General features: G+C 43.4%; 35 protein-coding genes and 1 pseudogene. 4 read left to right on the top strand and 32 right to left on the bottom strand.

Annotated elements, in window-relative coordinates; genetic code table 11:
* Nucleotides 1-17 precede the first annotated feature (17 nt).
* The 5 genes from AB4307_RS11220 to artP form a co-directional block, all read right to left on the bottom strand.
* The gene (locus tag AB4307_RS11220) at nucleotides 18-1,148 is read right to left on the bottom strand and encodes a DUF4238 domain-containing protein (protein WP_372131915.1); all 1,131 of its coding nucleotides are present in this window, start codon (nucleotides 1,146-1,148) and stop codon (nucleotides 18-20) included.
* Between the two features lie 340 nt (nucleotides 1,149-1,488).
* On the bottom strand, nucleotides 1,489-2,157 hold the full coding sequence (artM, locus tag AB4307_RS11215) for an arginine ABC transporter permease ArtM (protein WP_372131913.1): 669 nt from the start codon (nucleotides 2,155-2,157) through the stop codon (nucleotides 1,489-1,491).
* Nucleotides 2,154-2,840, bottom strand: a complete 687-nt coding sequence (artQ, locus tag AB4307_RS11210) for an arginine ABC transporter permease ArtQ (RefSeq protein ID WP_017061822.1) — start codon at nucleotides 2,838-2,840, stop codon at nucleotides 2,154-2,156. Before artQ ends, artM begins: the two co-directional genes overlap by 4 nt.
* A gap of 3 nt (nucleotides 2,841-2,843) precedes the next feature.
* Nucleotides 2,844-3,575: a lysine/arginine/ornithine ABC transporter substrate-binding protein gene (locus tag AB4307_RS11205; protein ID WP_017070691.1), complete on the bottom strand. Its 732-nt coding sequence runs from the start codon at nucleotides 3,573-3,575 to the stop codon at nucleotides 2,844-2,846.
* A gap of 120 nt (nucleotides 3,576-3,695) precedes the next feature.
* A complete protein-coding gene (artP, locus tag AB4307_RS11200; protein ID WP_032545343.1) occupies nucleotides 3,696-4,424 on the bottom strand; it encodes an arginine ABC transporter ATP-binding protein ArtP in 729 nt (242 codons plus the stop codon).
* A gap of 562 nt (nucleotides 4,425-4,986) precedes the next feature.
* Between artP and AB4307_RS11195 the strand changes: the two genes are divergently transcribed.
* Together AB4307_RS11195 and AB4307_RS11190 are read left to right on the top strand one after the other, a co-directional pair.
* The gene (locus AB4307_RS11195; RefSeq protein ID WP_372131911.1) at nucleotides 4,987-6,810 is read left to right on the top strand and encodes an ABC transporter ATP-binding protein/permease; all 1,824 of its coding nucleotides are present in this window, start codon (nucleotides 4,987-4,989) and stop codon (nucleotides 6,808-6,810) included.
* A 180-nt stretch (nucleotides 6,811-6,990) separates the two neighbouring features.
* The gene (locus AB4307_RS11190; RefSeq protein WP_017063915.1) at nucleotides 6,991-7,455 is read left to right on the top strand and encodes an acyl-CoA thioesterase; all 465 of its coding nucleotides are present in this window, start codon (nucleotides 6,991-6,993) and stop codon (nucleotides 7,453-7,455) included.
* 187 nt (nucleotides 7,456-7,642) lie between these two features.
* On the opposite strand, the gene AB4307_RS11185 is transcribed toward AB4307_RS11190, so the two are convergent.
* Nucleotides 7,643-9,898, bottom strand: a complete 2,256-nt coding sequence (locus tag AB4307_RS11185; protein ID WP_372131909.1) for a peptidase U32 family protein — start codon at nucleotides 9,896-9,898, stop codon at nucleotides 7,643-7,645.
* Between the two features lie 173 nt (nucleotides 9,899-10,071).
* On the opposite strand from AB4307_RS11185, the gene AB4307_RS11180 reads away from it, so the two are divergent.
* Nucleotides 10,072-10,662: a glutathione S-transferase gene (locus AB4307_RS11180; RefSeq protein WP_017061817.1), complete on the top strand. Its 591-nt coding sequence runs from the start codon at nucleotides 10,072-10,074 to the stop codon at nucleotides 10,660-10,662.
* A 223-nt stretch (nucleotides 10,663-10,885) separates the two neighbouring features.
* Here the strand turns inward: AB4307_RS11180 and AB4307_RS11175 are convergent, their stop codons facing one another.
* The 7 genes from AB4307_RS11175 to AB4307_RS11145 all read right to left on the bottom strand — a co-directional run bounded on the left by AB4307_RS11175 (nucleotide 10,886) and on the right by AB4307_RS11145 (nucleotide 14,747).
* Nucleotides 10,886-11,335, bottom strand: a complete 450-nt coding sequence (locus AB4307_RS11175) for a GyrI-like domain-containing protein (RefSeq protein WP_372058385.1) — start codon at nucleotides 11,333-11,335, stop codon at nucleotides 10,886-10,888.
* Between the two features lie 67 nt (nucleotides 11,336-11,402).
* Complete coding sequence (locus AB4307_RS11170) at nucleotides 11,403-11,636, bottom strand: hypothetical protein (RefSeq protein WP_372131907.1); 234 nt, start codon at nucleotides 11,634-11,636, stop codon at nucleotides 11,403-11,405.
* Nucleotides 11,637-11,644: 8 nt separating this feature from the next.
* Nucleotides 11,645-11,896 (bottom strand): Rho-binding antiterminator, encoded by a 252-nt coding sequence (locus AB4307_RS11165; protein WP_137001806.1) that lies wholly within the window; start codon nucleotides 11,894-11,896, stop codon nucleotides 11,645-11,647.
* A 170-nt stretch (nucleotides 11,897-12,066) separates the two neighbouring features.
* A complete protein-coding gene (gene catB / locus AB4307_RS11160) occupies nucleotides 12,067-12,699 on the bottom strand; it encodes a type B chloramphenicol O-acetyltransferase (RefSeq protein WP_137001807.1) in 633 nt (210 codons plus the stop codon).
* A 93-nt stretch (nucleotides 12,700-12,792) separates the two neighbouring features.
* Nucleotides 12,793-13,524 (bottom strand): glucose 1-dehydrogenase, encoded by a 732-nt coding sequence (locus tag AB4307_RS11155; RefSeq protein ID WP_017066537.1) that lies wholly within the window; start codon nucleotides 13,522-13,524, stop codon nucleotides 12,793-12,795.
* A 71-nt stretch (nucleotides 13,525-13,595) separates the two neighbouring features.
* Nucleotides 13,596-13,979 carry a nuclear transport factor 2 family protein gene (locus AB4307_RS11150; protein ID WP_372131905.1) on the bottom strand — a complete coding sequence of 128 codons (384 nt, stop codon included), beginning with the start codon at nucleotides 13,977-13,979 and terminating at the stop codon, nucleotides 13,596-13,598.
* 51 nt (nucleotides 13,980-14,030) lie between these two features.
* On the bottom strand, nucleotides 14,031-14,747 hold the full coding sequence (locus AB4307_RS11145; RefSeq protein ID WP_372131903.1) for an HAD family hydrolase: 717 nt from the start codon (nucleotides 14,745-14,747) through the stop codon (nucleotides 14,031-14,033).
* Between the two features lie 255 nt (nucleotides 14,748-15,002).
* Here AB4307_RS11145 and AB4307_RS11140 point away from each other — a divergent pair, with 255 nt between their 5' ends.
* Nucleotides 15,003-15,335: a PBPRA1643 family SWIM/SEC-C metal-binding motif protein gene (locus tag AB4307_RS11140; protein WP_017068336.1), complete on the top strand. Its 333-nt coding sequence runs from the start codon at nucleotides 15,003-15,005 to the stop codon at nucleotides 15,333-15,335.
* Between the two features lie 94 nt (nucleotides 15,336-15,429).
* Here the strand turns inward: AB4307_RS11140 and AB4307_RS11135 are convergent, their stop codons facing one another.
* The 19 genes and pseudogenes from AB4307_RS11135 to AB4307_RS11045 form a co-directional block, all read right to left on the bottom strand.
* Nucleotides 15,430-15,981, bottom strand: a complete 552-nt coding sequence (locus tag AB4307_RS11135) for a DUF1349 domain-containing protein (protein ID WP_017061809.1) — start codon at nucleotides 15,979-15,981, stop codon at nucleotides 15,430-15,432.
* Nucleotides 15,982-15,998: 17 nt separating this feature from the next.
* Nucleotides 15,999-17,027, bottom strand: a complete 1,029-nt coding sequence (locus AB4307_RS11130; protein WP_017061808.1) for a B12-binding domain-containing radical SAM protein — start codon at nucleotides 17,025-17,027, stop codon at nucleotides 15,999-16,001.
* A gap of 138 nt (nucleotides 17,028-17,165) precedes the next feature.
* Nucleotides 17,166-17,390 carry a hypothetical protein gene (locus AB4307_RS11125; RefSeq protein WP_017061807.1) on the bottom strand — a complete coding sequence of 75 codons (225 nt, stop codon included), beginning with the start codon at nucleotides 17,388-17,390 and terminating at the stop codon, nucleotides 17,166-17,168.
* Between the two features lie 132 nt (nucleotides 17,391-17,522).
* Nucleotides 17,523-18,038: a P-loop NTPase family protein gene (locus AB4307_RS11120; RefSeq protein WP_372110495.1), complete on the bottom strand. Its 516-nt coding sequence runs from the start codon at nucleotides 18,036-18,038 to the stop codon at nucleotides 17,523-17,525.
* A 267-nt stretch (nucleotides 18,039-18,305) separates the two neighbouring features.
* Nucleotides 18,306-18,770, bottom strand: a complete 465-nt coding sequence (locus AB4307_RS11115) for a DUF302 domain-containing protein (RefSeq protein WP_017061805.1) — start codon at nucleotides 18,768-18,770, stop codon at nucleotides 18,306-18,308.
* Nucleotides 18,771-18,921: 151 nt separating this feature from the next.
* Entirely contained in the window at nucleotides 18,922-19,926 is a 1,005-nt protein-coding gene (locus AB4307_RS11110) for a S66 family peptidase (RefSeq protein ID WP_017061804.1), read from the bottom strand.
* Between the two features lie 140 nt (nucleotides 19,927-20,066).
* Complete coding sequence (locus tag AB4307_RS11105) at nucleotides 20,067-20,324, bottom strand: hypothetical protein (RefSeq protein ID WP_102393703.1); 258 nt, start codon at nucleotides 20,322-20,324, stop codon at nucleotides 20,067-20,069.
* A gap of 203 nt (nucleotides 20,325-20,527) precedes the next feature.
* Complete coding sequence (locus AB4307_RS11100; RefSeq protein ID WP_372131901.1) at nucleotides 20,528-21,109, bottom strand: HD domain-containing protein; 582 nt, start codon at nucleotides 21,107-21,109, stop codon at nucleotides 20,528-20,530.
* A gap of 129 nt (nucleotides 21,110-21,238) precedes the next feature.
* Nucleotides 21,239-21,655: a VOC family protein gene (locus tag AB4307_RS11095; RefSeq protein ID WP_017061801.1), complete on the bottom strand. Its 417-nt coding sequence runs from the start codon at nucleotides 21,653-21,655 to the stop codon at nucleotides 21,239-21,241.
* Nucleotides 21,656-21,774: 119 nt separating this feature from the next.
* The gene (locus AB4307_RS11090; protein WP_050649969.1) at nucleotides 21,775-22,119 is read right to left on the bottom strand and encodes a VOC family protein; all 345 of its coding nucleotides are present in this window, start codon (nucleotides 22,117-22,119) and stop codon (nucleotides 21,775-21,777) included.
* A gap of 77 nt (nucleotides 22,120-22,196) precedes the next feature.
* Nucleotides 22,197-22,667 carry a GNAT family N-acetyltransferase gene (locus tag AB4307_RS11085; RefSeq protein WP_017070703.1) on the bottom strand — a complete coding sequence of 157 codons (471 nt, stop codon included), beginning with the start codon at nucleotides 22,665-22,667 and terminating at the stop codon, nucleotides 22,197-22,199.
* Between the two features lie 168 nt (nucleotides 22,668-22,835).
* Nucleotides 22,836-23,243, bottom strand: coding sequence for a bleomycin resistance protein (locus AB4307_RS11080; RefSeq protein ID WP_102398033.1), 408 nt, complete (start codon nucleotides 23,241-23,243; stop codon nucleotides 22,836-22,838).
* Between the two features lie 87 nt (nucleotides 23,244-23,330).
* Complete coding sequence (locus tag AB4307_RS11075) at nucleotides 23,331-23,768, bottom strand: NUDIX hydrolase (RefSeq protein WP_102333298.1); 438 nt, start codon at nucleotides 23,766-23,768, stop codon at nucleotides 23,331-23,333.
* Between the two features lie 25 nt (nucleotides 23,769-23,793).
* Nucleotides 23,794-24,210, bottom strand: a complete 417-nt coding sequence (locus AB4307_RS11070; protein ID WP_102333297.1) for a nucleotide triphosphate diphosphatase NUDT15 — start codon at nucleotides 24,208-24,210, stop codon at nucleotides 23,794-23,796.
* Between the two features lie 139 nt (nucleotides 24,211-24,349).
* A complete protein-coding gene (locus AB4307_RS11065) occupies nucleotides 24,350-24,907 on the bottom strand; it encodes a nucleotidyltransferase family protein (protein ID WP_102333296.1) in 558 nt (185 codons plus the stop codon).
* A gap of 18 nt (nucleotides 24,908-24,925) precedes the next feature.
* Nucleotides 24,926-25,075: pseudogene (locus AB4307_RS11060) on the bottom strand (GNAT family N-acetyltransferase); the annotation flags it as partial.
* 30 nt (nucleotides 25,076-25,105) lie between these two features.
* Nucleotides 25,106-25,738 (bottom strand): RraA family protein, encoded by a 633-nt coding sequence (locus tag AB4307_RS11055; protein ID WP_372131899.1) that lies wholly within the window; start codon nucleotides 25,736-25,738, stop codon nucleotides 25,106-25,108.
* 2 nt (nucleotides 25,739-25,740) lie between these two features.
* Nucleotides 25,741-26,154, bottom strand: coding sequence for a GFA family protein (locus AB4307_RS11050; RefSeq protein ID WP_372115774.1), 414 nt, complete (start codon nucleotides 26,152-26,154; stop codon nucleotides 25,741-25,743).
* An 82-nt stretch (nucleotides 26,155-26,236) separates the two neighbouring features.
* Entirely contained in the window at nucleotides 26,237-26,365 is a 129-nt protein-coding gene (locus tag AB4307_RS11045; protein ID WP_371721947.1) for a hypothetical protein, read from the bottom strand.
* Between the last annotated feature and the right edge of the window lie 337 nt (nucleotides 26,366-26,702).

Genomic DNA, 26,702 nt, shown 5'->3' with positions numbered 1-26,702 from the left:
GACGCCATAGTCGTTTGTTAAGGCTCGAATCTTTGATGCCTTTGTTGAGCGCTATACTGAAACAACATATTGACTCCATCGACCAAGTAAGGATCTCTTACAATCAGTTCATCTTGGTAGATCTTAGATTTTTTTAACACTTTAAAGAAACTAGGCTTATCCAATAGATTACGCTGAGTGTAATACACCGCTCCCAACACAGTCCGTTCAACTTGCGAACTTGCATCGGTCATACCTAACCCCAAACTATCAACTACATTAAGTTTTTGACCATAATACTTAGTTACCAGATTACGGATCTCTCTTTCATCAAAAGTACCACCTAACGCAATTAGATCGTTGGCATTTCTAACTTGAATAGTATTTAAAAACCGCACGTCTTCAAGGCTTAAAACTTCGGAGACGTCACTATTTTTAGCCCCATATTTATAAACAGTCGAGTCATAGGCACACAGGTATAGCCTATGAGATAGTGGAAGGAATAATTGAACTCCTTTATTCATCAAACCAGCAACACCAAGAGCACTCAAATCTTTATAGAACCAGTTATACTTAATAACTGGGTGATCTGAAATAATAAAATCTTCACTAGTTTCATTAACTAAAATATGGAATCTCAAATCTTCCATACCCTTCGAAATCAATACACTATCAAGAACTAATTGGGCTATAACACTTCGCTTAGCATCACGATCTTGGAACTCTATAGAAAATAGGTCTCGCACATCATCTTCATATGCAATTTCATTTTGTTCAAGCAACTCTTCAGCAATATGATAAGTATGTTCTTCACTATACCTCAAGCTTTCGTTCAAGGCTTCTTGAGTTCTCATTAGCTGACAACATAAAAATTTCGTCAAACATTGACAATCAACATTTAAACTATGAAAAGCACCACTGCGAAATTGATTAATTAGTTTAGATGAAGGCGTTTCAATATGCGATTCAATAAAGTTTTCAATGAAATTATCCTTATCATAGAAATAGTTCTGTGAGAATACCTCTTTCACTGACTGGTTAAACAATAGCTTGTTATTTCTGATTCGAAGAACATTAACTTTTGCTAGATCTTCAGCTACCGAATTAACTCGAAACCCATCAAGCAAAAAACGAGGTACATAATGCTGATTTATAGTAATTTCGCCCATTTGTATCCTTTATATTTCTATACGCCGAATTGAACTTAGAGCCTTAACAGCGACTAGACCGAAAAACCCCGCATTTAAATATAGAATTATTCAATCTAGTTTGATATGCATGGCACTCTAGCACAATTAATTTCGTTATTTCAGTGACTTAAAGCATAGATAGGCACATCGAATAACAAAATATAGAATATTTCTATATAGTATGAATTTCGTAAAAACCCCGACCAACTGGATATAAACACAGTCCCCTTACACATGCCCCAAAACACAAAAAAGCCTGCCATCTATGCGAACATAAATGGCAGGCTTTATACGTTAATTAAACTTGTGAGTGGCTAGCTTACGCGGCTTCGAATGCGAGGGCTTTCTTCTCTACCTGACGGAAGATCAGCGTTAGTATGCCGTTTACTGCTAAGTAGAATGCGCCGGCGATACCAAACACAGTAAGTGTGTCGTAGGTTTGGCCATTGATACGCTGCGCGTAGCCCATCAAATCCATGATAGTGATAGTGCTAGCCAGTGACGTGCCTTTGAATACAAGAATCACTTCGTTCGAGTAAGCTGGAACGGCGCGACGTAGTGCGTATGGAAGCAACACTCTAAGCGTTGCGATTTTGTCCATACCTAGTGCACGACATGCTTCCCACTGCCCTGCTGGAATGGCGTTGAATGCGCCTCTGAACAGTAGCGTGCTGTATGCCGCGGTGTTCAAAGCTAATGCTAACATTGCACAGAACCAAGGTTGGCTTAACCAAGTCCATAGGAAGCTTTCACGAATCCAATCAAACTGACCCGGGCCGTAATACACCAAGAAGATCTGGACCAATAATGGTGTGCCAGTGAACAGCGTGATGATGCCACGTGTTAACCAGTGAATCGCCGGTATTCTTAGAATTAGCGTTACTGTCATCAGCAGTGACAAGATACAACCAACAAGCAATGAAGCGCCTGTGAGTTGAAGACTGGTCACTAAGCCTTCAAGCATTTGAGAGAGGTATTGTTGATTCATGCCATTGCCCCTTTGTTACCCAAACCTTGAATAGAGAACTTACCATCGATCACTTTTACCAATCTTTGTGTAATTAAAGTGATAACCAAGTAGATTGCTGCTGCTGTCGCGTACCAAGTAAATGCTTCGTGCGTTGCCGCTGATGTTAGTTGTGCTTGTTTCAGCAAATCTGTTACGCCAATCAGCGAAACTAATGCAGTGTCTTTCAGTAACACTAACCATTGGTTGGTTAACCCTGGTAGTGCGTGCCTTACCGCTTGAGGCAATACGATACGAAAGAATGCACGAGACTGAGAAATACCAAGCGCGCTTGCTGCTTCTCTCTGCCCTTTGCTTACTGCTTTTAATGCACCACGCAAGGTTTGCGAAGCGTAAGAAGCAAAGATAAGTGACAGTGCAACAACACCAGATAAGAACGGGCTCACTTCTATGAAGTCGCCAGTGATCATGAACAGAACTTGTGTCGAACCAAAGTAGATAAACAGTACGACCAGAATTTCTGGTAAACCACGAACAATCGTCACAAATGCAGTCGTTGGCCATTTGATTGCAATACGACGAGACATCTCTCCACTTGCAAACAAAACTGCTAGAACCAATCCAACCAATAGGCTTACGAACGCAAGCTGAACAGTCATCCAGCTTGCTTCGACGAGCCCTAAAGAGTAACCCGTTAATTCCATAAATTACTTACCGAAGTACTTGTTAAAGATCTTATCGTATTCGCCGTTCGCTTTTACTGCTGCAAGTGCAACGTTAAGCTGGTCTACAAGTTCTTGGTTGCTCTTGTTTACTGCGATGCCAAAGCCGTTACCGAAGTACTCTTGGTTTGTTACTTGGTCGCCAACGTACGTTAGGTTGTCTTCTTTCTTGAACCATTCTGCTACAACGGCTGTGTCACCGAATACAGAATCGATACGACCGTTTTTCATGTCGATGAATGCATCTTGGTAGCTTGAGTAAGGTACCGCTGTTACGCCAGTCATTTGCTCAAGTAGGAAGCTCTGGTGAGTAGAACCGTTTTGAACGCCAACACGCTTACCTTCTAGTGCTGCTTGGTCTGCTACTTTGCCTTCGAAAGAGATGAATGCTGCAGAGTTGTCGTAGTATGCGTTAGAGAAGTTCACTTGTTTAAGACGCGCTTCTGTGATGTCCATTGCCGAGATAGCCGCATCGTAACGTTTGAATTTAAGTGCAGGGATCAAGCTATCGAATGCTTGGTTGTGGAAAGTACACGTTGCTTTCAGCTCTTCACAAAGTGCGTTTGCTAAGTCTACGTCAAAACCCTGAATTTGGTTGTTCTCATCCATGTATTCGAATGGTGCGTACGTTGCTTCCATCGCGAATTTGATTTCTTCTTTAGCCGCTGCGTTAAAAGAAGCAAGGCCGATAAGTGAAGCTAGTAGAATCTTTTTCATTTTGTTACTCCGAATACTGTGTAATAGCGGCCTGTGGCCATTCTTATAATTTGATTGTTTTAATTGATGTTGTGTTTAGCTAGATCTAGTGAGTCAACTTTCATTTAATAAGTGACTTACTTAATGAGTCAGATACTCGGCAAACTCAGGTGTCTGCGGATTAACGAATGAATCGCTGGTGCCGTGTTCAACGATGTACCCTTTCTCTAGGTACAGAACGTGACTAGCAATCTTCTTCGCGAAATCGACTTCGTGCGTTACGACCACTTGGGTAATGCCCGTTCCGCTCAATTCTTTAATAATGCTCACGACTTGGTTGGTGATCTCAGGATCAAGCGCCGCTGTTGGTTCATCAAACAACAACACATCCGGTTTCATCATCAGCGCACGTGCAATCGCAACACGCTGTTGTTGACCGCCAGACAGTTGAAGTGGCCAAGCGTCTGCTTTGTCGGCAAGTTGAAGTGTCTTTAGGACTTCTTGCGCTTGCTTAATCGCTTCTTGCTTATCCAAACCCGCCACTTTGGTTGGTGCTTCAATCAAGTTTTCCATCACCGTCATGTGTGGCCATAAGTTGTATTGCTGGAACACCATGCCGACTTTACGACGAAGTTTAAGCCCCTGCTTCTCTTGGATTTGGCTTGAAAAATCGAATTGCTCATTCGCAATGTCTAATTCGCCGTTGTCCGCGATTTCAAGCAGGTTCAATACACGCAGTAATGAACTCTTGCCCGCGCCGCTTGGGCCAAGCAATACCAAGGTTTCGCCACTCTCACAGTCGAAACTGATGTCGTGAAGAACTTGGGTATCACCGTATGATTTGTTGATGCTCTTTACTTGAATACTCATGCCACAATACTGCATTAATTGTCATTTGTTGGTTATTCTATTCAATCCGAGGTTTTATGCAAGAAAAATGTATAAAAAACTACTTTGTTGAATTTTTGTAACAAATATTCCACAAAAAACAGTCGCTATAACTGGTCTTACAACCAAAACTCACAAGTCATTGATAAAGCTAATATCGAGATAAATAGCAAACGTTTTTCTATCAATTTATAAATCATCGCACGGTTGCTTGTTTATGTGTGCACTCTCCTATCAACGCTAATTTACTTGCATAAAAATTAGGGTTAAATAGCTTGGTTTCCTATCCAACTGACTGGATCAGAATGCTTAGTTTTCCTTTAAGGTTGTTTCGAATTATTCACTTAGTGATGAGGAAATATTGGAAATTGAGTTTCCTAGGGAGCGTCACAGCGCAATAAATGCTTTAATGGGTTCGATTCTCAACAACAATGACTGCCCAGCGAACAACGCGCAGTACAGGCAATAAGTCATAAACCATAAGCAATTAGCCATAAGCAACAAGCCATCTATTTTTAAAGCGACAACACATTAAGGCAGTCATATGCAAAACGATGTCTCTTCTACGCTCGACTCAAACCAGCGACAGACTCAAAAGAATCCCGATGCCAAACCTGAGAAAAAAAGCCTCAGTATTTTGTTTGAGCTGAGTAAATTCATTCAGCCTTATAAAGGTCGTGTTATTGCTGCGTTGATCGCGTTGATCTTCACAGCGAGCTTAACCCTTTCAGTCGGACACGGTATTCGTCTTCTTATCGACCAAGGCTTCAGCCAACAATCGTTGTCAGACTTAGGCAGCGCGATTCAATTCATCATGGTGGTGGTCGTGCTGATCTCGATTGGCACCTTCTTCCGCTTCTATTTGGTCTCTTCTGTTGGTGAGCGAGTAAGTGCGGATATACGCCTGTCGGTTTTCAATCACGTGGTGACGCTGCACCCGAGTTACTTTGAAACCAATGGCAGTGGCGACATCATGTCGCGAATCACCACGGATACTACTCTGCTTCAAAGCATCATAGGTTCATCGTTCTCTATGGCGATGCGCAGCGCGTTGATGTGTATTGGTGCAATCATCATGCTGTTTGCGACCAATATTAAGCTGACGTTGATTGTATTGGCCTCGGTGCCATTTATCTTGATTCCGATCCTTGTTTATGGGCGCCGTGTAAGAGCCCTATCTCGCCAAAGCCAAGATTCCATGTCTGATGTGGGTTCTTACGCAGGTGAGGCAATTGAGCACATTAAAACGGTGCAAAGCTACAGCCGAGAAGAGCAAGAAAAAGCATCATTCGCGGTTGAAGTTGAAAAGGCGTATGAGATTGGTCGCCAGCGTGTAAAACAGCGCGCGATTCTTATTTCTGGCGTTATCGTGATTGTATTCAGTGCTATCGCAGGCATGCTTTGGGTTGGCGGCAGTGATGTCATCAACGGCACCATGTCGGCGGGTGATTTAGCGGCGTTTGTGTTTTACGCAATCATGGTTGCTTCGTCATTAGGTACGATTTCTGAAGTGATGGGCGAACTGCAACGCGCGGCAGGTGCGACTGAGCGCTTAATCGAGATCCTGCAAGTTGAAAGCCATATTGTTGCGCCAGTTGCGAATCCAACTTCGCTTGCTAACGTAACGCCAGAAGTCGCATTTGATGAGGTGACCTTCTGTTACCCTTCAAGACCGGAGCAACCCGCAACAAGCAACCTCACGCTTACTGCCCATGAAGGCAAAGTGTTGGCACTGGTTGGCCCGTCTGGCGCAGGTAAAACTACCCTGTTCGAACTGCTGCAACGTTTCTACGACCCACAAGTGGGTAAGGTCACCTTAGGCGGTGTTGAACTGAATCAGTTTGATCCTAACGAGCTAAGAAAGCAGATGGCATTGGTACCGCAACAACCTGCTCTGTTCAGTAACGATGTGTTCCATAACATTCGCTACGGCAACCCGCAGGCAACAGACGAGCAAGTGATCGAAGCGGCGAAGAAAGCGCACGCACACGAGTTCATTCAAAACCTACCTGATGGCTACAACAGCTTTCTTGGTGAACGTGGTGTAAGGCTTTCTGGTGGGCAGAGACAACGTATTGCTATCGCACGTGCCATCTTGAAAGATCCAAATATTCTATTGTTGGATGAAGCAACCAGCGCACTAGACAGTGAAAGTGAGCATCACGTACAACAAGCGTTAGAAGAGCTAATGCGTGGCAGAACGACGATCATTATCGCCCATCGATTATCAACAATTAAACACGCCGACCAAATTGCGGTGCTCGATAAAGGACAACTAGTAGACATCGGCGACCACCAGTCTCTCATCAATAGCTGCGAATTGTACCAACGCTTGGTTGAGCTGCAATTCAAACACCTTAGTGCCTAACTATTGAGTGGATGTGCAACTAAGTCACTGACATTGTGTGGTTTCAAGCTTCAAAAACTTAAATCACGCGTGTTGCAGTTTTGTTAATTTAGCGGTAGGGTTTTTATTCCAATAACAACTTATTCCGATGAAGGATAAGTAAATAACGTTAATTACACAGATAACAATAAGAGAGTTCGCATGGAAGCACTATTATCTGACTACCCGGTAGTAACAGAAATCCCTGTCGCTTGGGGAGAAATGGACGCACTCAATCACGTTAACAACGCTGTATATTTTCGCTATTTCGAAACCGCTCGCTTAGATTTTTTCAAGCACGTCGAGCTGATGGAAGAGATGGCGATTACCAAAGTTGGTCCTGTTCTTGGTGACACTTACTGTAAGTATTTCCGCCCAGTCACGTATCCAGATACCTTGATGGTCGGCTCACGTGTTACCGATATTCAAGATGACCGATTCACCATGGAATACGCGATTGTCAGTAAGGCTCAACAGAAACTGACGACCGTTGGCACTGCGACTATCGTGATGTTTGATTTTGCTTCGAACCAGAAAGCCCTGCTCTCGCTGCGCTTAACCAATGAAATCGAAAAGATGAACACGTTGAAGAGCCCATGCTTCAAACAAGAAACAGTGACGGAATAACGTATTCGCTGATTGAGAAAGACTCAGAAAGTTTCAGACGTTAAAAAGGCCACTCGATTGAGTGGCCTTTTGTTTATTGGTGCTGAGTGCTTATAAGCGGTTGAGCGTTATAAACCTTGAACGCTCTTTGCGTTAGAAGCTATAAGCCTTACAGCCCATAGACATTGAACCCTATAAACCTTGTACGCTATAGACCTTGCACGTACTGAGCATTAGTTCGAACTTCAACCATCTGCTCTAGGTTCTGTTGTGAACCTTCAACGCCGTTCAGTAGCGCTTCGAAATGCTTGATAAGCTCAACTTTGTCTTTCACTTCTTTAGAACCTGCACCGATGTTGGTTAGGTCAATGAAGAACTCGTCGAACAGACCAGAGAAGTCAGTTACTGCGTCGTGGTTCAAGAACTGCTCGTGGTTGTAAATGCTTGGGTAGCCACCCTTCTGTTTATCAACCGCAAAAGAGATGCCTTTCACGTTGGTAATCGTGGTCGCTTTCTCACACTTCAACATACAACCTGCTTCGATGCTTGGCTTGTTACAACCCACGGTTCTTTGGAAGAAACACTGACGGCTGGTCATCATCAAGATTGGGTGGTAAATGCTGTAGAACAGTTTGAAGTTCTCTGGGCGACGAATATGACGAATCTGACCTTTGTTGATCTCGTTCGAAATGAATGCGCCTGCACAGTTCAGCTCTTCTTTCAGAGTAACCAGTGCGTGAGAGTTGGTCGTGTTCATGAACGGGCCTGCAACCCACTCAATACCCATCTCGTAAGCTTTGTAAGCAATACCCGTGTTGTTGGTTACGATGCGAGCTGGCTTGATCTCTTCAAGAATACGAACCGCTTCGTCGTAATCTTTACCGATCAATACCGCTGGGAACCAAGGAATCAAACGTGGGTTTGCTGCCAAGATGTCGATGTACTTGTTACAACGCTTCTTGAAGCTTTCTGGAAGTTTGAAGTAAACATCCGCGTCAGTCACGTCACACAGGTGTAAGTCTTCTACATCGGCGATAAGCATCGACATAGTCGGCTTCTCGTTCACTTTAGGGTGCTGAGGCAGTGCTGGCACTTCAACGTGCTTAATCACTTCCACAGAGCCGTTCAGAATGAAGTCGATCTCGTCTTTTAGGTCTGAAACTTCTTTTAGAGGAATCAACAAGCCTGCATCCACTTCACTGAAGTCGTGGCTTTCTAGCGTGTGAACTGCACTCTTCACGTTTTTGAATCGCTTCTCAAGTAGCTCTTGAGTAATCGCCTTCTCTTCAACCGCTTTCAATAGCGATTTAGATTGAAGAGTAAAGTTCTCTTTTGGCGTGTTCACAGTCACCGTAAATGGTTGACCCACTTTTACGCTGAACGACAGTGCTACTGGTGTCTTGCGAATATCAAGGAACTCGATCTTGTCACGCATTTCGTTACCAAGAACGTCTTTCGCTTGGTGAAGTTCGTTGGTCACTTCTTGAATCTGTACAACTGAGATTTCGTTGTTCTGCTCCGTCGCTTTTTCAACAGCGTAGTTCATGCTGTTGTCGCGCGGGTTATCGATGAACATGTCTTTCGTTAGGTTGCCCTTTAGGAAAGAGTTGGTGAAATCACGGTTGAATACTTTGTGTAGGTTCGAATCGTCTTCGATCAACAAACCACTTTCTACAAAGCTATCAATCTGTTTACGCCATGTGTCTACCACAGTGTAAACGTAGTGTGCGCCTTTAATTCGGCCTTCTACTTTCAATGAGTCGACTTTCGCATCAACCAATTCAGGTAGGTCGTAGTAAGCTGAGTTATCTTTCAGGTTAAGTGGGAACTTGTTGCCCGCTTTGGTGATTTCGTACTCATCACGACACGCTTGGCTACAACGACCACGGTTACCTGAGTTACCCACACTTACTGAGCTTGAGTAACATTGACCAGAGAATGCGATACACAGAGCGCCGTGTACGAACACTTCGGTTAATACGTCGTGATCGTGTGCCACTTCCGTCAGCATCTTGATTTCAGGCAGGTTCAACTCACGAGACAAGTTAACGCGCGTCGCGCCAATCTTAGACAAGAACTTAATCTGACCTTCGTTGTGCGTAGTTAACTGAGTCGACGCGTGAACGTCTAACGATGGGAAATGCTTCTTAACCAGGTTGAATAAACCCAAGTCTTGAACAATGATGCCGTCCACTTTGGTGTTCACAAGCTGGTTCAGCAGTTTGGTGATGCTCTTAGTCTCGTGCTCCAGTAGCACAACGTTAAGAGTCAGGAACACTTCACAGCCGTATTCATGAGCAAGGCGAATCACACCATTCAATTCGTCTAACGACAGGTTAGAGGCTCTGTTACGAGCGTTGAATGTGTCTAAACCACAATAAACTGCATTAGCACCCGCTACGATGGCGGCTTTTATCGCTTCTACATCGCCACCTGGGGCTAATAACTCAATTTTTCTGCTCATTTTTGAAGTCGCTCACTTACTTATAATTTTTAAGCCGCGTATTCTACCCACATCACGATCTCTTTACCACCGTACAACACTTTTCAAACTAAATGACCTCAATAATGCCGAACGAATCCGATCTACCTATCCTTTATTCTTTACGCCGTTGCCCTTATGCAATGCGCGGACGAATGGGCATCGCACTATCACAGCAAAAAGTGTTACTTCGAGAAATCGTTACCAAAGACAAGCCTAGTGAACTATTGGCCAGTTCGCCAAAAGGAACAGTGCCTGTATTGGTGTTACCCAATGGACAAGTCATTGAACAGAGCTTGGATGTGATGAACTGGTCACTTCAACAAAACGATCCTCAAGATCTTCTGCGTTCAAGCAATCCAACGCTTAGCGAACAAGTTCAGCAGCTCATTAAAACCAACGATGAAGAATTTATTGGTCACTTAGAAAGGTATCGTGCATCGGTTCGTTACCGAAACATCGATGTTGAACAACGCCGACAAGCCTGCGAAACCTTCATTAAGCAGTTAGAAGTGCGACTTACCGATCAGCCCTACTTTTTTGGAGAAAGCCCAAGCTTGGCCGATTTTGCGGTGATGCCTTTCGTCAGTCAGTTTGTGCGAGTCGAAAAGAAGTGGTTTGTGAAATCGGAATATCAAAACGTAGGACGTTGGTTAAGAGCGCACCTTGAAAGTAAGCTCTACACCCAAGTCATGAAGCAATACCCTTTGTGGAATGAAACCAAGCAAGATTGTCTTTTTGGATAACTTAAGAGAATTTTGGGTGACTTAAGGATATCTAGGGTGATCTAGGGGAATTCTGGAATAGATAATTCCTAGGTATTAAAGTAGTTACGTGACACTGTATCTTCTTTGTAAAGAACAGATATTCAAAGGCTTAACTGGGATTCCGTTGTCTCTTTACCGGTAACTACTGTCTCTTAACTGGCAAACACAGTCTAAGCTAAGCCTTTTGTTCATTTTAACCTGATCACTGAATCGCTATCGAAATCTCGACTTCAGTTTCACCTTTGTATAGTTCAAAATCTGTCGTGTAAGTTCTCACATGTGGGCAGTCAGCAGCGCTGAAATACGCCCACACTTCACCCCATAGGTCGATCACAGCTTGAGGGAGTTCACCTTCAGCAGAAAACGTTAAGTATTTGCCTGCTTGTATTTCGGTTTCTACAAGCGCATCTAAATTGTTATCGGTGAGTGCGCTAGTACAAGCGATAACATCAAATTCACCCGTAAAGTCTGACTCGTAGTTGGTGTAGACACCGTACACTTTTGAATCCGGCGTTAATTTTGGAAACGCTTGGTCAAAAAAGCCCTGCCACAATTGCCCTATCTTGGCTTTGGCTGGGTCCATCTCATCGGTATTAGTGGTTCTTACTGAAAAACCATACGCCTTTACGGCTTCAATCGTTTCTACTTTCATTCGTTTTATTCCTAAACCAATTGACGATCTAACTATATTGAATCCAATGTTTTGTAAAATAATACGACTAATCTTGTATCTCTTTATGCCCACACTTTTCACAGACAAGGTGACGAGAAAACTCATCCATTGACGCGATAAACGGGCCAAGGAACCAACCTTTTATCATGCCTGCCCAAAACTCGCTTCGCTTTTGGTTAGGTTTGTCTGCAAACGCACTCGTCTTTCTGACCCACACCACAACGTGCTGTGTATCTTCTCGGCATGCGGTGCAATAGCATTGTTCTATGGTGTTATTCATTTGAAAGCCTATGACGTTTTGAATGAAATCTGCTGAAAATGAGGGTTGTCGACACAAACTTCTAGTGTGGAAAGGTCTGTGAGTACGACAAGTTGTTCTAAACCTTGAATACTGACCTTAATGCACTCTTCACGGCTATCATTGCGTTGAGTATCTAATCCGACACATTCAATCTGCTCGCCAGATTTCAGCGTTAATTTGATTGGGTATCGGTGCATACACACAATCTCAATATAATCGTAATCGTTGCAACTAATCATAATACCCTTCCAATTCATCCACCACGCTAATGCGACATGCCATACTATTCAATATCTTTACAATCAATAAGTTACTCGTATCACAATCGCATTGCCATAATCAGATTATTGAGTAATTTGTTAAATTTAATCTCGTTCTCACCATTCACATTTCATCTGTGAACGACAATTTAAGGCTTCAAGAATCCTTTCCAATAATGGTACAAACCACCAATGTCTGAAGAACACATTAGCGACATTGCGCCTTTGATCTGTTCTTCGCTCCACTGCCACCATTTCATTTCTAGCAACTGAGCGATTTCAGTCTCATTGAAACGATAACGGATATGGCGTGCTGGGTTTGAACCGACAATCGAGTATGGCGCGACATCTTTAGTCACAACCGCTCGACTTGCGATGATGGCTCCGTCACCAACCTTAACACCACTCATGATCATGGCTTCTGTGCCAATCCACACGTCGTTACCAATCACGGTATCACCAGAGCGTTCAAAGCCGTCTATCGCACCTTCAAACTTCTCATCGTCTTGATAGAAAAACGGGAAGGTACTCACCCACTGGTTTTGGTGGCCTTGGTTGCCCGCCATCATAAACACGGCGCCAGAACCAATCGAGCAGTAGCTGCCAATGATCAGCTTATCGATGTCGGTTCTATCCGGTAATAGGTAACGCGCACAGTCATCAAAGCTGTGGTTATGGTAGTAACCCGAGTAATAGCTGTGCTCGCCCACGATGATGTTCGGGTTGGTCACTTGTTCTTTGAGTGACTTTCCAACAAACGGGCTTTCAAAATAGTTTTTCATGGTTGTACTCTTAGTTTCGTTCTTTTAGTTAGGTACTTTTGTTGCGTGTTGATGGTTGTAACTTGTTTATATTAGTGTAAAGGCAAACGTGCCCTATCGACCGCCTGCAATATCAATAAACGAGCCGGTGACATACGAAGCTTCGTCTGATAATAACCACGCGATAGAGTTCGCGACTTCTTCTGGTGTGCCACCTCGTTGTAACGGTAACTGTGAAGCTAGTCTGTCTACGCGATCTGGCTCTCCGCCGTCTGCGTGCATCTCAGTATAAATACAACCTGGCCTTACGCCATTCACTCGGATGTTACGTGAAGCCAATTCAAGCGATAAGCCTTTGGTGAGTGAATCCATCGCACCTTTCGATGCAGCGTAATCCACATACTCAAACGGTGCGCCAGTACGAGAAGCGGCAGACGATACATTCACAATCGAACCCGCGCCATCGGCTTGTTTGATAAAGGCTTTACTGCACAGAAAGCAGCTTGATACGTTGGATTTCATCACCTTTTCAAAGCGATCCAATTCAATATCAACCAACGGTGACTGGGTAAACAAGATCCCGGCATTATTGACCAAGTGCGTCACTGGACCTAGCTTATTACGAGCAATCTCAAATAAAGATTTCACGTCCGATTCAACAGACACATCCGCACGCACACTAATCGCGGTTCCGCCTTGTTCGCGAATCTCATTCACTAGATCTTCAGCTCGCGACTCATTGTGTATGAAGTTAACGCATACAGCATAGCCTTGACTGGCCAACAATTTAGACGTCGCTGCGCCAATACCTCGGCTTCCGCCGGTTACAACCACTACCTTGCTCAATGAAACCTCCTAATGTTTACTTATTCTGTGCAACCTGATTGTTCGTGACAAACTGATCGTATCGATACAAACTAATTGTTCGATACGATCTGAACCCACTGCGATCGCCACGCCGGCGCTTCGAATGGTTCTGGCCAAAACTCAGTTTGCTTTTGAATTAAACCATCAACAACCGTGTGAAAGGTGATCACTCGGCCTTTCAACACACTGTCAGTGACCGAAACGTCCGTTACTACCGTATCACCTTCACAGACAATCGAATTGAGCGTGAATTCCCAAACACCATTGGCTGGGTATTCAGTATTGATTGCAGTGAAGTTGTCGCGCCCTAACGTCAATTCAGACGACTGCGGCCAATAGCCTTCAAAATCTGCGGTTAGCCATTCACCTGCCTTTGCAAAATCATTACTGCGCATTGCATCCCAAAATCCCAATACCACTTGTTTTGGTGTCATTATTCTTCCTTAAAGTTATTTACGTGTGGTGATTTTTAAATGTCTGCTTCGTTATGCGTACTTGCTAATGATCGTTAAAAGATCATCGACACTGTTAGCAATGTAATCGGGCTTGGTTTGCCAATTTTCAGGTTTCGATCGGCTATAACCTGCTGCAACGGCAATCACTTTTGCGTTTTTACCCAGCGCGGCTTCAATATTGCGAGCAAACTGTGTGTCCGCTTCATGGTCACCGATGTACATCAAACAAAGCTCGTTAGTCGGATCGGCGCCAAATATGTTCTCGACACATTTCACACCACCAAATGGATGGGGTTTTTGGTTGCCGTTCGAGACATCGTCATAGCCCACGACCGATTTAAACAAATCGCCGATGCCATAACTGTCGAGTACACCACGAATATTCAATTGAGAGTTTTGAGAGCAGATCCCATGTGGAAGATGAGCAAAGTGATTAACCACGGTTTCCATTCCTTCAAACAAAGCAACGGCTGTTTGGTTTTTCTCTTGATGCTCTGCCCACATTCCACCAGCGATCAACATTTCATCGTGTGATAAACCGTAATAGTCGACATACAAGGCTTGCCAGTTTTTAGCCCCGTGGTTGGCTTCATGATAAAGCGCTTCGCTAAGCAAATATTTAGGTAAGTTGTCACCTGACAAGTGTGGTGCGACTAAAGAGATAATGTCTTTTGTGATTGCGATATTCTTTGGAACGGAATTGACTAAGGTTCCATCGTAATCCCACAGGATGGCATCTAACTTCATGGTGTATCTCGTTGTTTAAATTGACGATTTCAATTTATCACTTGAAGCCCTGTTGAGGGAAACCTTATTGTCTTGAATTTGAAAATTAATCCAACCCGAACAAAGCTAGAGCGCAAACCGTTACTAGCAAGTAAAAACCAAACTGCGTTTGCTCACATCACTGCTTTATCAATTGCAATATATGCGTATAATCCCCGCTCCATTGCGCTATCGCCATTAAAAATAGCGCCATTCAACATTTTTAATGAGTACCCAATGTCGAAACTATTTTTCAAAGGCCGTATCGAAACAAGACAGAACCACGTTCTTGCTGGCTACAACGTAAACCGCGATGTAAAAGCGGGTACTGAAGAATCTCCAATCGCTGTAATGGTTCAAACTGAAGCGCGCAAAGCAGAAGTTGAAGCACTAGCCGCTGAAAATACTATCTTCGTTACTGTTACAGTCGACGCAGACAAAGAAGAGAACACCATCGAGCTTGATACTCTACTGAACAAGCCAAAAACGATGACGTTTGAAAAGACCCCTAACCGTAACGATCCGTGTTCTTGCGGCAGCGGTAAAAAATACAAGAAGTGTTGTGCATAAGCGCTTTGACTTGAAGAATTTAAAAACGGACCGGTAGCAATATCGGTCCGTTTTTTTATACGCTAAGCAAGCTTATTCAGCGTAAGACAAATTATTAGGCGTCAGACAAACTGAAGCCACTAAATTTGGCGAAATTAGGCGTCGCCTTACTGCCACTGAACGTATAAAGCATCACACCCTGTTCACTGCCTACTAACGAATCAAACGTGATCACTTCCTGCCATTGTTGTTTTTCTAACGGGCGGAAATGAGCGCTGACTTTTCCGCCTTGTTTGACGAGCTTTACCGACACACTAGATTCACTAAACAACAGACGTTCCTTGATCTGTGGCTGACCATTTTGTTCTACAACGAACACCAATGAACGCTCGCCCATGAACATCTCTTTGCTCACTTTAATGTAGTTGTCGTTATCCCAGTAAATACCTAACCCAGCTTGTTCAAATGCGAGGTTTGGATCTAATTGAACCGTCACTTCTGTGCTGTAATCCGAGCTAGATACTGGATGAACGAAGATATTATCAACATCAGCTGAACCCGCACCAAAGATATTGCCCTCTTGCACTTGCATCGTCAGCACGCCGTTTTCCAAAGACCGATGTTCCGGATTTTCATTTCTGATTTGCCAGTTAACGAGGTTATTCATGTTATTAGTCCTTGCTGCTAGATCATGCGTTGACGGAGTTGGTAAAACACATTGTCGAGTTCATCGGGATTTTGCTTTTGAATGCGATTAAGCTCTCTTTGTACAGAATCGTACATAAGTTGGTTATCCATGTCTTTCAATGCGGCGTAGTAATGAATGCGACGTCCCAAGATAAAGTTATTCTGGTCATTCTCACTCATCATATTGAAACGGTCTATTGTCGCTAAGAACTTCGCTTTATCCTGTGGCAGCTGTCCGTTCAGTTCCATCAACAAATTAATACCGTGATAGTTACCATAGTTGCCCGTCACGCGGTTTAGTTTACTGATCAATTGATATTGTTCTTCAAGCATTTCACGTTCGCTAAGTGGCGTGAACTCTCCATTCTGCACCAGTTCATCCAATTCGGTTCCAGGCTTCACAGCAAGCGACAGAATGCGTATTTCATCTGGGTTGATTTGGTTAAGTAAGGCCGCCGTTTCTTCAACATGCTGCGCCGAATATTCTTTACCACCCAAGCCAAGGATAATGAAGGTCATCATCTTCATACCCGCTTGCTTCGCGTATTCGGTCGATTTCAAAATAGATTTCGGAGTAATGCCTTTTTTCATCAATTTGAGAACATCAATAGAACCCGATTCCATACCGCAATAAAGCATGTTGAGCCCTGCATCACAGATGGCTTTCATCTCTTCAGGCGACTTCTTAGTCATGCTTTGCGCTCGTCCATAAGAGCTGATCTGCTTTAACTCTGGGAAGGCTTGTTTGAGTGTATTCAACACATCCAGCAAGTCTTCGGTATCCATAGTGAATGAATCACCGTCTTGCAGAAAACAGGTCTCAAATTTACGGTTCTTATAGAATGCTTTCGCAGCCCAAATGTCTTTCTTAATCTCTTCAACGGGACGAATTGCAAACTCCATCCCCTCAAACAGCGTACAGAATTTACATTTGTTCCAAGGACAACCTTGGGTGGTGCGAATCAATAAGCTATCCGCTTCTGAAGGTGGGCGAATATGCCCTTGTTGGAACTGATACTGTGTCATTTGAATGCCCAATAATTAACTATTCGCATAGACTACTAGAAGTTCATTCAATGAAAAACACGGTACAATTTGAATTATTATCAAATGAAAACGGATAATTAAAGAAGAAGAATGTTGAAGTATTAAGTAGGTTAAAGGCTAATCAAGGTTGTCCGGTGTACGTAAATTGGTTCCACACTTTGTACATTTATAGTCACCGTTTCCGCCACTTGAAGCTAGCGACGATAAAATCATTCCAAGCAACCCTGGCTTCTTTTCATGTTGTGGCGCTTTTTCGGCTTGGTTACTGAACATAGTGTACTTGTGCAGTGTCAGTTCCTTACAGTTACTACAGAACGCTCTCGTCTTCTCACTTCCATACATAATATCTATCTCCTTAACTCAAAGCACAAACTAAACATATGGCAAATATGCCACACGTAGAGTTAAATCTAAATATTTTCATGAAGTTATGAGTAAGTAAGAGCGTTTTAAAGAAAAGTAAACTCTCGACTGTTAAGTGAAGTGTTGGTGAACAAAGTTATTCAATTCAGTCACGCTTCTGATGATGTAAACCTCTTTCTCTTTAGCGCGCAATTCTAACTGCGCTCTAAAGTCGTCATTCCAAAATTTAGGACACAGTTGTAGTGTCTTATAGCTTTGTATCGTGCCTTTTATCACTGAGCTTCCAGCAGGCCAGCCTTCAGGTTTAACAAATAAACCTTTGAGCATTCTCTTGGTTACAAACCAGTAGCTAGTTGAATAAGGAATGTCGATATAAACCAAGGTATCAGCTGCATCTAAACGCGTGTTGAACGAGCCTAGAGGGCCAAAACCATCGATGATCCAGCTTTCTGACTTAAGTATGCTCTCATGAGCCTCCTCAAATACTTCACGTTCAACAAACTCTCCGTTGGCCTTGTAAACAATAGAGTCCAACTGGTGAAGCTCTATCCCTGTAGCTAGTGCTAACGCCTTCCTGACTGTGGACTTTCCACTCCCAGGCTTACCAAAAACCGCGATCTTTTTCATATGACTTCCTCTATTCAGATAAAACCCATAAGACAGCGACAAAAAACCCACCTTACGGGTGGGTTCGATAAACAAAGCGCATCAACAATCCCACCATTCTTATGGAATGATGATAATTCGTTGGTTAGATGGCGCTAAATTCAGTTTCATAAAACTACTTTTATATATTGTTGCTTAGTTGTCAATGCAGCCAAACGTTGATTGGGAAGCTATATCCTCGTCAAGTCGCACCCATTAATAGTCTTAATGAGTGCTAATTGGTCTTGGTTATTTCGCTTTCTTTTTCGCCACTGTCGCTTCTGATAGCTTGCTTAGTACACCCGATACTTTCTTAACGACCTCGTCACAGCCATTGATCGCGTGACGCTCTACCAAGTAATTAGGATCGTTGTAAGACAACCATACTTTCTTATTTGAATCTTCAGTGACTAACACCTTCTGCGGTAAATCTATCGCGACTTCTTGAGCACATTGCATTAATGGTGTCCCTACTTTCGGGTTACCAAAGATGATGACTTCCGTTGGTCTCAATTCAAGATCGACCTTACTCGCGTTTTTCTGATGGTCAATTCGCGCAAACAATGTCAAACCTTTGCTTATAGCGAGTTCTTCAAAGCGGTCAGCGGTCTCTTTCACTGAGTAATTACTTTGGTATTTAATCAAACCATCAGAAGCCGCAGCTAAAAATGATGCAGAGAGTAAAATGGCGCATAGTGGTAGTAATTTTTTCATCGTCACCTCAGAGATTTAACCTAATCAAACTTACATTCATAGCGCCACTTCTAAAATCAGCGACGTAACCCATGTCAGTATAGACGCGATTCGATTCTCAGTTTGCAGAGAGGATCACTTTTCTAATGCGTCTTATTATCATCAGTTTAGGTTAACTCGACGCTAACCATTGGCTTTGAAGCTTGAATGTTTGGTCATCAAAATCAATAGTGCCTTGCACACCTAGTGGCGTGACTAGCATGGGATGGGTGTGACAACTGTCGAAGCCATACAGGATCGGGACATTTTTACCGTTCAGCACTTCAAGAAGTACATCGAGTGGTGTTCGCCCTGTCCCTTTGTCATCAAACAACTCATGTTTGCCGAGTACAATAGCGCCTACTTTATCGAATACTCCGCAAGCCAATAAGTGCGCGAATGAACGCTCGACCGCTTCAATGCCTTTTAGTGAATCTTCAATAAGCAGAATATCGCCAGACTGAATTTCTGGCATGTATTCGCTGCCCCAAATCCCGGCCATCGTACTCAGGTTGCCGCCAATCACGCGACCGCTTACTTGACCTCTTCCCATGAAGTGCCATTCGTTATTGTAAACTGGCTTTGCAGAGTCTTGAGTTTCCCAATCGTGTTTAATGTCCGTCCAACTCTCAGGCATCGTGTACTGATGTTGGCTTGAATCCGAGCATAAGATGTCAGTAAACGATTGGAAGGTTTCGTCGACTAATGGCGGGAACTCACCAAATGACGCAACAAGTGCAGGGCCATAAAAAGTCACCAATCCAGTTTTGGCGTAGATGCCTAACAGTAATGCTGTGGCATCTGAATAGCCGACGATGATCTTAGGGTCGTCTCTAAGGGCATCATAATCGATGTATGACAACAGTGAGTTACTGTTGTTACCACCAATGGTCGACATAATGCAGCGCACGTCAGGATCTCGAATGAGCTGATTGAGTTCTTCGGCTCGCGCTTGAATGGAACCAGAACGATACCCTTCTGACTCTCCAGTTAACAAACCTTCAACTAGAATGAAGCCCTGCTTTTCCAAATAACGTTTAGCACGAGCAAATCGATTAGGTGCAAAGACCGTTGCGGGCGATGACGGTGAGAAAAATCCGATTTTGTCACCAATATTTAAAGCTTTTGGGTATATCACTCGTTTGTCCTCCATAACAAAATTGGAATAATACGCCTGACTGAAACTCACTAATTCTTAAAGCAAACGAGTTCTTTAAGCGAGTTGATTTCGGGGTTAGAGCTCAAAAAATTAAGGTTGAATCAAATTTTCATCCCCAATCAGTGCCACGACTTAGTCCCACACTTTTCACACTGGTATTCGTAATCACTGTCGACATAAAAACCGGGAACATTATGGTCACCTTTAAACAATAACGTCATCAGGTACTCCATCAACACGCCTAGCTTCCATTGTTTCTTTTCAGATTCAGTGTCCGCTTTAGATTCAGCATCGGAAGCGTTAACAGCAAGGTGCGGGGTAAGTGCGTTACACTGTTCGCAGTGATAAGGATGTTTAATATACTTATTATCAAGCATTTATATAAGCCAACCAATATTTATAAAGTTGATGCATACTAACAACTTATCACTCGGTTCTCGAACTTATTGTTGTCCACTAGATCTTTATTTGAAAGAAATGAGACACAAGGTAAGTGCCATGCATCTTGAATCAGTTGCCATCGAGATTTCCCTCATTGAACAGCTAAAGCTATTGTTACGCTTAGGTACGAAATTAACTTTTACTTTAATAGCCCTTTGCCCGCAGCACCTTCAAGCTGCACTTCTAGCTCTTTCCATAAGGCACGACTGCCTTTAGAAATACGCTCGCCATTGAAGGTCAGGACTTTGTCTTTGGATATGTTGTGCTTCTTCCAGCTATGACCACCACCATGGATGTTATGAAGCAAAGGCGGCACTCTATCGATCGCCTTACCAAATCTAGCTTCCGGTGACTCACCGGCTTCGAACTCAAGCCATAAATCCAAATACTCGCTTCTTGAATGGCTCGGCAATGATTTCAGCAAGCGCTCGACGCAGTTTCTCTCTTTGAGCTTGTTTTCTTCGGTTTCACTGGCATAAATGATGGTATCTCCCGCATCGATTTCCCCAAGGTCATGAATCAGCAACATCTTCATTACTCGGGTAATATCGATTTCTTCATTGGCATAGTCTTTCAACATAAGAGCGCTCAAACAGACGTGCCAACTGTGCTCGGCCGAGTTTTCATATCGGTCCAATCCAACTGGTTTCGTCTGTCGATGAACATCCTTTAATTGTTCAATTTCGACCATGAATTGCAGAATGCCTTTGATTTCTTCCACGATAAGCTTCCTTAACTTAAGTTGATGATTGAGCGGTGCGGAGGGTTAACCTAGCGACAAAGAAGCGTTACTCCCAATGAACCGACATTTTGTAATACGCAACACCCGATGGTTGTGGGCTAAGCTTATCTACCTGTTAGCCATAGGGTGTTCAGGATTTAACTGAAGCAGATCCCACAAGTTACCGTAAAGATCTTCAAACACAGCAACGGTGCCGTAGCCTTGCTCTTTAGGCTCTCGGACAAAATTAATGCCCAAAGACGTCATACGTTCGTAATCACGCCAGAAGTCATCGGTGTTTAAGAATAGGAATACGCGTCCACCAGCTTGGTTGCCGATGAAATCGAGTTGCTCTGGCTTGGAAGCTCTAGCAAGTAACAGGCTCACACCGGTTGAATTTGGTGGAGCAACAACAACCCAGCGCTTATCTTCTTCTGGCAGATACGTGTCTTCGATGAGATCAAACTTAAGCTTGTTTACATAGAAATCAAGCGCTTCATCGTAGTCTTTTACCACGAGTGCAATGTGGACAATATTCTGTTTCATAACATACCTTGTTGGGGTTTTAGCTGCGTGGAATGATGCCATGAAGCAGGTAAAGACACTAGGTGTCGCATCATAAATCGTAGTATCTCGTCCGTCACAATCTAAAAGGTATACATCATTTATAACTGCCAGAATCCGAGCTCGACGCCACCTTGAATGACAATGGCACACATCCCGTGACGTGGTAACTCCATTGGCGGCACCGCAACTTCGGCGCCTAGTTTCTCGGCGGCATTTACTGCAGACTGAATATCCTCAACCAACGTGTAATGACGAACAGTTGGTTCTTCAGTTTCACGAAGCGGTGCTCGAATGCCAATTACCCCGCCATTAGATAGCTTTGCAGTGCGCGCCCCACCAAGGTTCACATCTGCACCACTGAATTTCACGTTGTAGAGCTGAGCGTATGTTGCACAAACGACATCGACCTCTGGGGTAACCACTTCAAGATATTGAACCTTCATCAAATTTCCTTCTCGTGTTCTTTAAGACTCTCAACCTGCATACAGCTGTGCAGGTGTTTCTCATCAATAATTTATTACTAAGCAATTCGACCGCGCATGATAAATTGCGGGCCTGCTGCGCCACCTAAATACTGTTGATTGATATCTTCGAAGCCGCCTTTCTTATAACAGTTGAATGCTGCCGGATTTTTGCAATTCACAGTTAAGTAAATCGACTCATACGCTGAGTAATTCGCTTTTAAATACGGAAACAAAGCCTTCACCGTGCCTGTTCCTAAACCTTTACCTTGCTGGTTTTTATCAAGCACAAAAGCTCTCAAGCCAATGCTTCCTTCAGGGCAGAATTCGTAGTGCTCTGCGTAAGCGATATCCAGCTTAAAGAAACCCACAACTTCGTTATCAGACTTAATCACGTGCAAGTGCGTCGTTTCACTGCCGTCTAATAAAAACTCTGCAGCTGTACCAGCGAACTTAACCTGTTCATCGGCGAGTTGGATGGCCTGAACTAACGCCACATGTGAATCTTCAAGCCTTTCGATAGTTATCATTGTTGTTCCTTCTGTATAGCACCCACGAAGAACCGACTAGAGCTCATCGCTAGTATCTCGAGAACCGTAGTTTGGGAAATGCAACCTTAGTACTCAGTTAATACGTTTAGTCCATCCAATAATTTCGAGTAAAGACCAGCATTTGGTATCCAACTAAAAGGTCATGACTTAATGAATATCTTGGCAGAGCCTAAAGAGATAACCGTCAGGAGTTTGAACGATGAACTGCTTCTGAGTCGCGATCGAATCCCCACATTGATAAGACTTCGACTCTAACGCTAAGTAAATAGAATCAGCGGCGCTTTCGTTAACTCTCTGATAAAGTCGCTCGATGTCGATAACATCCCATTGGAAGTTAACACCACGCCCTAACGGAAACTCTAGGTCACCTGAAAGCCATTTTCGACTTTTGCCCGCAATCCCTTCAAGCATCACATCAACACCATCAAGCGTTAGATAAGCAAACTCCTCATCTGGGCGTTCGTATTTAACTTCAAACCCTAACACATCGACAAAGAAGGATTTGCTCACATTAATATCGAAACAATAAAGCTCCGGAACTACTCGTAATGTCATGATTTACCTATTCACTAAATAGCGAGAGATTAGTAAGAATCTAATCAGGATTTCCACTCTAATATAGAGTTAATTAATCTGTGTACTTTAGCTAGCTTTATAAAGCCTTTCGTTAATCTCCCAAAGCGCGTTTCTGTTTGAGTCATATGTTAGAAGTTCAATAGCTTCTTGGTAGTCGCACCAACGGTAATCTGTGTGTTCACTTGATAGTTCAGGATCTTCTGTGACTTTAACTGAGAAGGAATGCTCAGGAATGACGAATGGATGCTCAGTCCAATTGTAATTCCCTGCATAAAAGACTTTTGGAAGCATGCACATTGAATCAAGCTGCTGCCAGTTATCACCGACTAACTGAGTTTCTTCAGAAAGCTCTCGTTTTGCTGCTTCAAGAATTGATTCATCATTTTCGCCACCACCGGATATTGCCTGCCATACACTATTGTCACTTCTGCGTACGATTAAAAACCGAGGTTTGGTGTCGACTATTTGATAGGGAAAGACTAAAACTTGAAAAGGTGCTCTCATTGATATGCCCTCCAATCGTTCACGTTTACGGCGCTAACTTCCCAAGGATGACCGGGTCGCTCAACAGATTCGTCAGAGGAAGAAACAATGGCTCAGGTAACTCATCTAGCTTAAACCATTTCCATTGCTTACATTTATCAGGCTCTGTCACCTGTGGTTTGCCGCTAGCATCAGAAGCCACAACAAACAGCGTTATATAGTGCTTGTTCTCTTTCTCAAAAATATCATTGGTAAAAGAGAGCTTTTCAAATCCACTAACAACGAGGCCAGTCTCTTCGAGTGTTTCGCGTTTGGCACACTCTTCAATGCTCTCACCCCATTCAAGGTGTCCGCCCGGCGTTGCCCACGTATGAGCTCCGTGAGAACCAATTCGCTCTCCAAGTAACACTCGCCCTTCACGTAGAATAACCGCAGCGATACCTACTCTTACTTCCTGACTCACTTAAAACTCCTTAATTCTTACCAAAAGACAAACGAACAGCTAAGTGACTAACAATGCCGAGATTACGCTCAAACTTACCACTAGCGCCAAGCCGAGTTAAATACCAAATGTTGAGAATGATCTCGTAAAGCTCTGTCGATCACACCCAAGGAAACACTTTTACTTGCTGCCATCTAGCCTTATAACCAGCGGTCATTTTGTTGTAGTTCGCTTCTGTCATTGCTCGCTTATTCGGTTTAATCAGCATATCAAACGCGTCCTCTACACCGTATGGTGCAAACAACTTGATATCGCCTGAATCATCCAGAGTAAACCCGATAGCAAGCGCAGAAAGCCAAGACTTGATACCTTGTTCAACACGATCGTATGGTTGAATCAAGCAACCGAACTTCTTAGCGTAACGCTCATGGATGGTCGCTTGGTTCTTTACATCCACGTCGACACGATGACTTAACCGCGAACGAATGCGGTTTTTGAATTCGTCCTCAGTGAGGGCTGATGCATTATTGAAATAGACAATATCTAAGTCTTTAACTTGGTCTAGAAGCGGTTTGTTTTCGATATCATTCCAGATTATTTGAGTGATGGCGCCGCCTGCAATATAGAAGTTTGGCAAACCCACCTCACGACATACGTTGGCTGTTTCGATTAGCTCAGGAACTTGTTGAATGAGGTTCTTTAGTTTTTGTTTATTCATCATTCCCTTTTTATCTAATCACGAATCGTACATTGCCCAACGGAAATAAGGTCTTTGACCATCCATTCGCTCAACCTTTGCACCCAACCTTTTGTAGAAATCATGCGCTTTCTTATTGTGCGGACTTGCCGTCCATGAGATGTGAGAGGCGGATGATGACTTCGCTTGTTAACAGACAAGAATGCCGCGCATTGCGAATCAGCTTACAGTGCTCTCAGGTTTTTGTTTCGCAGACCCTATTGCTTGGGCTATTTTGGCCCTATGGTTTATTTCCCACTCAGCGAGTGTTAATGACGCCTCTTTACTCGCTTTCTGTGAAGCCATTAAAAACACTTCGTCTTTTCTGGGTTTAGGAATAACGACAATACCCTCTACATCGGCAACAATGATATCTCCCGTAGAGACCTTTGCTCCGCCGCAAGTGATTGGAGCGCCCAATTCAGAATAGACCTCTTTCTTTCCCGGAACTGGATGAACACCTTTCGCAAAAACTGGAAACTTCATATCTGAAATTTCAGTCAAATCTCGAATGACACCATCAATAATAAAGCCTTTGATACCTCGACTCTTCGCGACTGCGCATACATTACCGCCGGCTACAGCATATTCGCTATCAACGCCATCTACTACAATGATCGAACCTTCTGGTGCTTCGTATATGGCTGAATGAAGCATTAAATTATCACCAGACGTTAACTGGACAGTAAACGCTTCTCCACAAATTCGCGGCATTCCCTGCCAAAGAGGACCAATACTAAAGTCAATAAAGTGATCGTTACTTAGTATATTTCCGTACTCGGTTGTCGCTAATTTAGAAAAATCTGTCTTCATATTTACTCTCCACTTTCAAAGTGGGCAAATACTTCTGCGCCAGTCATATTGTGCGTTTCATTTTTAAATTCGTAGTAATCGGGCTTTTCATCGATGAATATCTGATGAGTTAACTTGTAGTCATCCCCAGACATCAATAAACCGACAGGAAGGTGGTACTGATTATTTGGCACCAAAAAGTAAAACAAGTGAGTACCACAATTACCGCAGAAACCTCTCTCTGCCCAATCTGATGATCTATATCTCACTACATTTGATTCACCTGATATTTTGACGGAATCAGAGCAATCAATGACTAACATCGGACCGCCAGACCAATTTCTACACATACTACAATGACAGGCCCCCAATTCATTACTGGCGTACTCTACTTCCAACTCAACCAAGCCACATAGGCACTTTCCTTTACCTTTCATGAGTCCTCCAATCTTTGCAGTGTTTGTAAATGAATAGCGGATAACGCTTTTTATACCGATGACTTAATAAGAAAGGCTATTTTTAGTTCCCCTTTCCCGACAGATACGCAGCATACTTTTTAGAGATCCATTTATGAATATGAAGCCCTGTTTTACGAACAAGATACCAATCTATCGCAACTAGAATCACCAAACCGATTACAGTTCCCATTACAAAACCTCCATGCTCATTGAAATGTCACTCTAGCAAATGGGTAAGAAAAGCACCGTGAACCTAAACTAGATATGGATAGTTACTTTAACTCAGGAAGAATGACGAGGCATAACGCTTAGCTACGCTGAAAGTGGATGTGTGCCATGTCTGAGCGAAGCGAGTTCGGCACGCGTTTACGATTCAGATTTAGGCGCCTTGTTGAACGAAGCCGCTACGCGGCAGAGTAAAACGAGTGCGAACCATACTCTTGTAACACCATCACCCTGATGGTCGTTCACAGGAGTAACCCCATGAAACCCGATGACTTAAAACGTTACAACACCCTTTATGAACA

Source organism: Vibrio sp. 10N.261.52.C2, from assembly GCF_041471425.1.
Taxonomy (GTDB): Bacteria; Pseudomonadota; Gammaproteobacteria; order Enterobacterales; family Vibrionaceae; genus Vibrio; species Vibrio crassostreae_C.
Note: the sequence above shows the minus strand (reverse complement) of the source record. Positions and strands in the feature narration are given on the sequence as shown.